Genomic DNA, 3,038 nt, shown 5'->3' on the forward strand with positions numbered 1-3,038 from the left:
ACCTTTTCTCTTTTTGTCCAGTAATTAGACTGTTAACTAATAACGTTTTCCTATTTAATTGATAGGATTGATAAAAAATATGAGGTTGTTTAGCTCTATTTATCGACCTTATTCTCTATCTACGAAACATTTTCAAATCTTCAAATTGACAAATCTTCAAATTGATTAGTCTTCAAATTAAAAATTTACCATCTAATCAAGGCGGAGCCCCATGTGAATCCACTTCCGAAGGCTGCCAGACATACCAAATCACCGTCTTTGATTTTTCCCATTTCCCAAGCTTCGCTCAAGGCAATTGGGATAGATGCTGCGGTGGTATTGCCATATTTTTGGATATTATTCATCACTTTTTCTTCTGGCAAGCCCATTTGTTGGCGCACATATTCCGAAATACGAAGATTGGCTTGATGTGGCACTAATAGATCAATATCTTCTGGAGTTAAATTATTTTGTTCTAAAGCTTCTTTTATTACTTCAGGGAAACGAACAATGGCATGTTTGAACACCATATTTCCATTCATTATTACTTCTCCAGTATTTTTATCTTTAAACAAATCATCATAAAAACGCTTCGGACGGCTACTTCCGGGGTCTTTTACGTACAAATCTTCGGCATACGTACCATCGGCGTGTAAGTGCGTCGAAAGAATTCGATGCGAGGGGTCGGTAGTTGCTTGTACGACTGCTGCACCTGCACCATCGCCGAAAATAACCGCCACGCCTCTTCCTTCGGTGGTATGATTGAGAAAGGTAGATTGTATTTCGGCACCAATGACCAAAATGTTTTTATACATTCCCGAACGAATAAATTGGTCTGCTGTTGAGAGCGCGTATACAAATCCAGAGCATTGGTCACGAATATCTAGGACACCGACGTTTTGCATGCCCAAATTGCGCTGTAATACAAAGCCTGGCCCTGGGAAATAGTAGTCGGGGGTAATGGTAGCGTAAACAATAAAATCAATTTCCTGAGGCGATAGCCCTGCACGTTCGATGGCAATTTTAGCAGCTTCGGTAGCCATTGAGGCATTCGTGTCCTTACCATAAGTAAAATATCGACGTTCTTTGATACCTGTTCGCTCAGTAATCCAAGCGTCGTTGGTATCCATAATGCTTTCGAGGTATTGATTAGAAATTACATTTTCAGGAACGTAATGTCCTAGTCCCACAATTTTTGAATAATACATATTTTTGCCAAGTGAATTAGTTTGCTGTTGATATTAAAGAAAAATAACAAAAGTGTATTTTTCTTTTGAAAATTTTCCCCTTACTGTTTTACTTAAATATTTGTGTAAAAGTAGGAAAAAATTATCTTTTTCAGTGTTGGTTCATAGCTAAACAAAAAGTAGTTAGAAATCCATCTTACCTAAAATATAAAGAGCTTCTTCCAAACTTTTGTTTAAAAGAAGCTCTTTTCGTGATTTTGGAAATAGTTACTTTTTCTCCCCAATTATATTATCCCCAATCGAAATCAAGATATAGACAAAGATAATCAATGGAATTGCCACGAATTTGAAGACCAAAATTAATGCTAATGAAAGTATTAAAAAGATATATTTGACCTGATTAGACTTCCAATCAAAGTTCTTGAATTTCAAAGCAAAAAGCGGTAGTTCTGCTACCAACAAGTAAGACATTACAATAGAATAGATAATCAAAACATTGTAATTGAGTACATACTCACGGTATTCGGGATGATATACCAAAATCAACGGCAACGATGCCACTACCATGCCATTGGCTGGGGTAGGCACTCCAATAAACGAATGACTTTGGCGGGTATCTACATTAAATTTTGCTAATCGTAATGCCGAAAATACGGCTAGCGCAAAAGCAATATAAGGTTTATAAAAACCCATTAACCCTACCGTACAAGTTCCAGTTGTACAACTTCCTTCGATAAGCTTTAGCATGATAAAGGCTGGCAAAACACCAAATGTTACCATGTCGGCTAGTGAATCTAATTCTTTACCAATAGGAGATTGAGCACCAACTAAGCGTGCAATAAAGCCATCGAGCCAGTCGCAGACTAATGCCGCACCAATTAGGATTGAAGGCAAAATTAATTTATCGGGCTGGTTGATAAAATCTGGCGTGGAAAGAACAATATTTAACCCAAAAATCCCACAAAGTAAATTTCCACATGTGAGTGCATTAGGGATATGATTTTTGATTGAAAACATGCTAGGTTGTGCTTAAAGTCTGACAAATGGATTATTTTTTTTCTCAAAACCAATTGTCGTACTTGGTCCATGTCCAGGATAAACTACGGTTTCGTCGGGAAGGGTGTATAATTTTGTTTTTATACTTTTTTCTAAATCGGCAAAGCTACAAAGGGGCAAGTCGGTACGTCCTACACTTCCTTTGAACAAGACGTCACCGCCAATTACAAAATTTTGCTTTTGGGCATAAAACACTACGTGCCCAGGAGCGTGTCCTGGCGTAAAGAAAACTTGTAGAGTGCTATTCCCAAAGCTGATGTCTTTCCCTTCTTCCAAATGCTCATCTACTGAAGCATGTTCATAGGCAGGAAATCCCCAGAATGCAGCCCTATCAGGTGCTGAATTTAATACGGGAAGGTCTTTTTCGTGTAAAAAGTAGCTAATGTTATAGTTTCTTTTGATGAATGCATTACCCAAAATATGATCGATATGAGCATGGGTGTTGAGTAATTTGACGGGTTTTAGCTTTTTTTCTGAAATAAAATCTGTCAATGCCTTACGTTCCTCATACACATGACAACCCGGGTCGATAATCACACATTCTAAGGTTTCGTCCCATAGAATGTAGGTGTTTTCTTGGAAAGGATTAAATGTAAATATTTCTATCTGAATCATTTTCTTGTAAGAATAAGTCTATACTGACAAAGTTATAAAAATTAAGTAAAGCGAAGGTATTAGTTAACAGTATATCACTGTTTAGAATAAACAGTTAAGTAATCGTGCAGAATTAGATTTAATTTTTCTGGTTTAGGCACAAGGCAACAGGCACAAGGCACAGAGTGTTAAAATGTATTATAGTAACGATAGATATGTTTT

General features: G+C 37.0%; 3 protein-coding genes. All 3 read right to left on the reverse strand.

What is annotated here, in order from left to right:
- Positions 1-185: 185 nt before the first annotated feature.
- The gene (locus ACOVQ4_RS12400) at positions 186-1,187 is read right to left on the reverse strand and encodes a beta-ketoacyl-ACP synthase III (RefSeq protein ID WP_421820958.1); all 1,002 of its coding nucleotides are present in this window, start codon (positions 1,185-1,187) and stop codon (positions 186-188) included.
- A gap of 246 nt (positions 1,188-1,433) precedes the next feature.
- On the reverse strand, positions 1,434-2,183 hold the full coding sequence (locus ACOVQ4_RS12405; protein WP_421820959.1) for a CDP-alcohol phosphatidyltransferase family protein: 750 nt from the start codon (positions 2,181-2,183) through the stop codon (positions 1,434-1,436).
- A 12-nt stretch (positions 2,184-2,195) separates the two neighbouring features.
- On the reverse strand, positions 2,196-2,837 hold the full coding sequence (locus tag ACOVQ4_RS12410) for an MBL fold metallo-hydrolase (protein WP_421820960.1): 642 nt from the start codon (positions 2,835-2,837) through the stop codon (positions 2,196-2,198).
- Between the last annotated feature and the right edge of the window lie 201 nt (positions 2,838-3,038).

Origin of the sequence: Flectobacillus sp. (genome assembly GCF_049240685.1) — a bacterium.
Classification (GTDB): domain Bacteria; phylum Bacteroidota; class Bacteroidia; order Cytophagales; family Spirosomataceae; genus Flectobacillus.